At 38.9% G+C, this 4704-nt stretch carries 6 protein-coding genes and 2 pseudogenes; 5 read left to right on the top strand and 3 right to left on the bottom strand.

From position 1 onward, the window contains the following. Together ACFIKU_RS09265 and ACFIKU_RS09260 are read left to right on the top strand one after the other, a co-directional pair. Window positions 1-864, top strand: a pseudogene (locus ACFIKU_RS09265) (major capsid protein); the annotation flags it as partial. Window position 865: 1 nt separating this feature from the next. Then, window positions 866-1219 carry a hypothetical protein gene (locus ACFIKU_RS09260; RefSeq protein WP_375657336.1) on the top strand — a complete coding sequence of 118 codons (354 nt, stop codon included), beginning with the start codon at window positions 866-868 and terminating at the stop codon, window positions 1217-1219. A 27-nt stretch (window positions 1220-1246) separates the two neighbouring features. Here the strand turns inward: ACFIKU_RS09260 and ACFIKU_RS09255 are convergent, their stop codons facing one another. After that, window positions 1247-2332, bottom strand: a complete 1086-nt coding sequence (locus ACFIKU_RS09255) for a hypothetical protein (protein WP_375657335.1) — start codon at window positions 2330-2332, stop codon at window positions 1247-1249. Window positions 2333-2705: 373 nt separating this feature from the next. Between ACFIKU_RS09255 and ACFIKU_RS09250 the strand changes: the two genes are divergently transcribed. Further along, a complete protein-coding gene (locus tag ACFIKU_RS09250) occupies window positions 2706-3443 on the top strand; it encodes an antA/AntB antirepressor family protein (protein WP_375657334.1) in 738 nt (245 codons plus the stop codon). Continuing rightward, complete coding sequence (locus ACFIKU_RS09245; RefSeq protein WP_375657333.1) at window positions 3440-3718, top strand: hypothetical protein; 279 nt, start codon at window positions 3440-3442, stop codon at window positions 3716-3718. Before ACFIKU_RS09250 ends, ACFIKU_RS09245 begins: the two co-directional genes overlap by 4 nt. 43 nt (window positions 3719-3761) lie before the next feature. Here ACFIKU_RS09245 and ACFIKU_RS09240 read toward each other — a convergent pair whose 3' ends face one another. Both ACFIKU_RS09240 and ACFIKU_RS09235 read right to left on the bottom strand, forming a co-directional pair. Beyond that, the gene (locus tag ACFIKU_RS09240; RefSeq protein ID WP_004861504.1) at window positions 3762-4058 is read right to left on the bottom strand and encodes a HigA family addiction module antitoxin; all 297 of its coding nucleotides are present in this window, start codon (window positions 4056-4058) and stop codon (window positions 3762-3764) included. A gap of 16 nt (window positions 4059-4074) precedes the next feature. Beyond that, window positions 4075-4389: a type II toxin-antitoxin system RelE/ParE family toxin gene (locus tag ACFIKU_RS09235; RefSeq protein WP_273755754.1), complete on the bottom strand. Its 315-nt coding sequence runs from the start codon at window positions 4387-4389 to the stop codon at window positions 4075-4077. Between the two features lie 52 nt (window positions 4390-4441). On the opposite strand from ACFIKU_RS09235, the pseudogene ACFIKU_RS09230 reads away from it, so the two are divergent. Beyond that, window positions 4442-4704: pseudogene (locus tag ACFIKU_RS09230) on the top strand (hypothetical protein); the annotation flags it as partial.

Genomic DNA, 4704 nt, shown 5'->3' with positions numbered 1-4704 from the left:
AGAGAGGGTCGTAATCTTCGGTTTTTCAAAACAACACGGATTGCCAAAAGTGATACCGTAAAATCAGAAGAAATCCAAAACCGTCGTGAATTTGGCACAGAAGATCAGTTAGAGACAGCAATGAAATATATTGCCAGAAAACAAAAGAAACTGATTTCTGAAATTGAATTGACATGGGAAAATATGCAGCTTGGTGCTGTTCAAGGTGTTGTCCTTGATGCTGATGGCTCTGTCATTGTTGACTGGTACAAAGAATGGGAAATCACACCACCAAAGCCCATTGACTTTAAACTGAATACAGAGACAACCAATGTTGCTGACAATGTTGACCAAGTCATTATGAGGATGATTGAGGCTTCAAAAGGAGCATTTTCTGATCGTTCACGGATTATTGGGCTTTGTGGAAATGAATTCTTTTCCAAGTTGAAAAACCATAAAACAATTCGTGAAACCTATTTAAACACAGCCTGAGCACAAACACTTAATAGCGCCGGAGGTGTTGCAACACCAAGCGCTCTTGGCGCGGGCAGCTTTGGCAGTTTTGACTTTGCAGGTGTCACTTTTATTAATTACCGGAGTATTCACAACTATAATGTGAGTGCGAAGGCTGGAACAAAGCGTGCCATAGGCATTAAGCCTGATGAATGTCAATTCTTTCCTGTTGATGCGCCTAGTGTATTCCAAAAAACCTTTTCCCCTGGGGAAAGCTTGGATTTTGCCAACACCGTTGGAAAGCCTCTCTACACCTTGCTGATCGTTGATCACGACCGTAATGCATGGGTAAAACCGGAGGTTTATAGCTATCCGCTTTACATCTGTACACGCCCAGAAATGCTGTTTAAAGCCGTGATTGGAGCGAAATAACATGCGATGGCACGGGCTGCTAGACCAAATGGTTAAAGATGTACGCAACACCTTTGGGCAGCCCATCATCTACACGCGAAAGGACAACCAGCAATCTTTTCGGATCACAGCGATTTACACCATTAAACATTCAGAATCGGACGCCGGAGGTAGAATCCCTACCACAATTGCAAGAAAGGAACTTGATCTTTGTATCAATGATATCGGGGGAATACCACCAAACCCTCAAGATAATGTTGTAATCATTTCCCCTGAAAACAGCAAAGCCCCCTCTCAAGAGCACTTCGTGATCACAGATGTCCAAGCCTCTGAATCCGGTATGTATAAGCTTATCTTGCGGGAGATAAAACAATGAGGCATCTTTTTTTGGTGTGTTTAAAAATCAATAAGGCTGTCCAAGAGCTCGGATTACTGCTGTAAATCTTGGATTTGGAATGGCACTAAATCGGTAATTCCATGGTGCGCCAGTACGGTGACTGATGTGACATCTTTGGTATGTTATAGTTACTGACGCAATTTCTGCCCACGTAGTCCTTTCATTATCTTCAGGACTTTCAAATACAATAGCTTGATTTGTTACTAAAAGGCGCCCTAAAGCTGGAGTCTTTTCGCCAATATCGAAGGTAACGCGTTCTTGAACTCCTAACAGTTTCTCATTTTGTGCTAAACGATAATCATATTCACTTGCGTCAAGTTCTTGAAAAATTTTACATGCTTCCTCAAAATTAGAGGGAGGAATATCTGATTGCCACAAAGCAACTTCTTGCTCAAAGTTTTTTTCCTTTTTTGCCTCACGATAGGCAATAATAACAAAAATTAAAACAATAAGAATGGGGACTAACAACCATGGCCTAATAGTTACTATTAGCACAATGCCTCCACTCAACAGAACACAAAGGAGAACGATCTGTACCCTCTTTTCTAACCGTTTTTTTTCAAGTTCCGGCGACATTTTATTAACAACTGATAAATCAGAAGAAGGGTGGATATGGGGGGGAGGCATTAAAACCTGCTCTGAAACTTTTTCTTTAAAACGTTTTTTGCTTTTATCTTGCCAATGAAGAAAAATAGACAATACAATAAATACAAAGAAAATTAACCAAAACCATCCCCAAAAACCCAGACCATCATTTTCGTCTGACTTTTTATTTTGAACATGGATACTGTGCTTATCAGTATTCTCAGGTAGTGCCTGTTTCACGCTTTCATTTTGAGCAACAACATCTATTAATAAAGTCGAGGAGGAGGAAAAAATTTCATTATTGTATGCAACTTGATCTGGTTCGATTTTGTGAAAAAAAAACGCACCTAATATTGCAAAGCCGAGAAATAATAAAACTCCAATGCCAAGGGTTTTCAATCCATTTTTACGCCATTTTTTTATACACACTAAAACAAGTCCGACAACCATCACCGATAACGACAACAAACATACAATCATCGCAATTGTATCAAGTATGTCGAGCATTATTTTCCCCTCCGTGATAAATAAAAAACTAAGCTGGGGGATTTAAAATGAGTCGACAAATAAAGTAAATATGTTCTTATGATTTTTAGAAAAAAGTGATATTATTACAGGAGTATGAATAATCAAATCAGGTGCCTCAAAAAAAACTTAAATACCAATCGGACAAACTACCGAGATAGTTTATTTTCCGCACATTAAAAGCTTTGACTCATTGTATGTTACACGCATATAATGACTTTGTCGGGTGTAGTTACGCTATACAATACCCTTTTGGGAAAAGCGTAACGACGGACTTGCTACCGTGTTTTTGAGCACCCGGCACTTTATTTATAATAAGTGTCAATCAAAAACGTCTAAATAGCAAGGAGTTCACATGAATACTCTTATTCCGATATCGGAACAAACTGTTGGACAGGAAACTGTTCAAACAGTAAATGCACGTAATCTACACGCATTCTTAGAGGCAAAACGAGACTTTTCCAATTGGATTAAAGACCGTATTATCAAATACAATTTAGAAGAGGGAATAGATTATATTTTAACGCTCGCCAAAACTGGCGAACGTCAAAATGTAGTGTTAAAAGAATATTATCTTACACTAAATGTAGCAAAAGAGCTTTCTATGCTTGAGAACAATAAGAAAGGTAGAGAAGCTCGTTTATACTTTATCAAATGTGAACGGCTTTTGAAACAAGTAGCTACACCACAAGTTGACTACTCTAAACCCGAAGCATTACTTGGTGTTTTGAATCACTTACAAAGCCAAATAGAGCAAAAAGATCATGTTATTGCAGAATTAGCACCAAAAGCAAAAGCTTTGGATGGTTTAAAACGCTCTGATGGTTTGTTTGGTTTGATAGAAGCAGCAAAGATGTTAGAGATACGACCTAAGGACTTAACGGATTACTTGCGTAAACATGATTGGGTCTATCGACGGGCTCCAGGGGCGCCTCTGTTACCCTATCAAGACAAAATAAAGAAAGGCTTTATGGATTGCCCTGCTATTACCATTCAAAGACCAGATGGAACAGAAAAGGTGCTGCCTTCAACAAAAATTACATCCAGAGGATTGGCATGTTTGAGAGAACAAATCTTTGGGGGCGTACAATGAAGGTAGATACTAACTTCTTATGCGATTTGTGGATAGCATTGTCTCAATTTTCTAGACATGAAAATATGAGTGACAAAGAGTGTACTGCTTTGGTTGACGCTATGAGTGTAGTGGAAAAAGCTTTGATTTTAAAACTTCAAGATGACGTGCCGAATATTACAAAGATTTTGGCAATCCTTACAGATTTCGGAGCTTCAGAGTTACCGCATAGCATGGATTCTTTGTTGCGTGCTTACGAACCAGATTTAGAGAGCCCCATTAAAAAGATTGCTTAAGTAAAAAACATCTCCCCTCCCCGTTCTCAAAATGGGGAGGTGGTTAAACCCTACATTCAAATTTATTGATTTTGGCAAATTCGTCTGCTTTTTCAGTTTGTAATATACTAACGTCATAAGCAGCTTGCATGTTAAGCCAAAATTCAGCAGTAGTATCAAAAAAATAGGCTAATCTGAGAGCAGTATCGGGAGTCACTGGACTATTTTCAGCAACAATACGTTCTATTCTCGTGCGTGGAACATTTAATGCTTTTGCAAGAGCATAAGCAGAGAGAGCATATTCTTTTAAATATTCCTCTCGTAAAATTTCTCCGGGATGAATCGCTATATAATTTTTCATCTCGACCTCCTACAGATCAATGATAATCTACGATTTCAACTTCATAGGCGCCATTAGAGCGCCATTCAAAACAAATACGAAACTGGTCATTAATACGGATAGAATATTGACCTTTACGCTCTCCTTTCAATGCTTCTAGACGATTTCCCGGAGGACTGCGCAAATCTTTAAGATCAACTGCTTTATCGAGCATAAACAATTTTCTTTGGGCTATACGCACTAGAGTGGTGGGAAAGCCTCTGGGCGGATTGCCTTCTAGAAGATCTTTACACCGCTTATCAGCAAAAGATTCAATCACCAAATCACCTTTATTCGTTCTTTTATGTATCATAACACGATACCAATATAAAGAAAAGGATAAATGTTAAATAACAGGAACCCCCATGCATCCGCGAGAAACGATAAGGGAAAGCTTTGTTGCGTTGATCAAAGCAGCAAAGACGGCAGCTGGTGACAATGTTTTCAATATGCGTGATTTCAACTTTTCCGTTGAGAACACACCTGCAATTAATATCTCAACACAAAGTGAAACAATTGAAGATGGCTATGACTTTGGAGTAAGGCGGCGTGTTTTAACGCTAGATGTTGAATGTTATGCGACATGTGAAGATGGAGCGCGTTTTGTTGACCAATTAGCATGGGAAGT

The sequence above is a fragment of the Bartonella sp. CM120XJJH genome, from assembly GCF_042194715.1.
Lineage (GTDB): Bacteria > Pseudomonadota > Alphaproteobacteria > Rhizobiales > Rhizobiaceae > Bartonella.
Note: the sequence above shows the minus strand (reverse complement) of the source record. Positions and strands in the feature narration are given on the sequence as shown.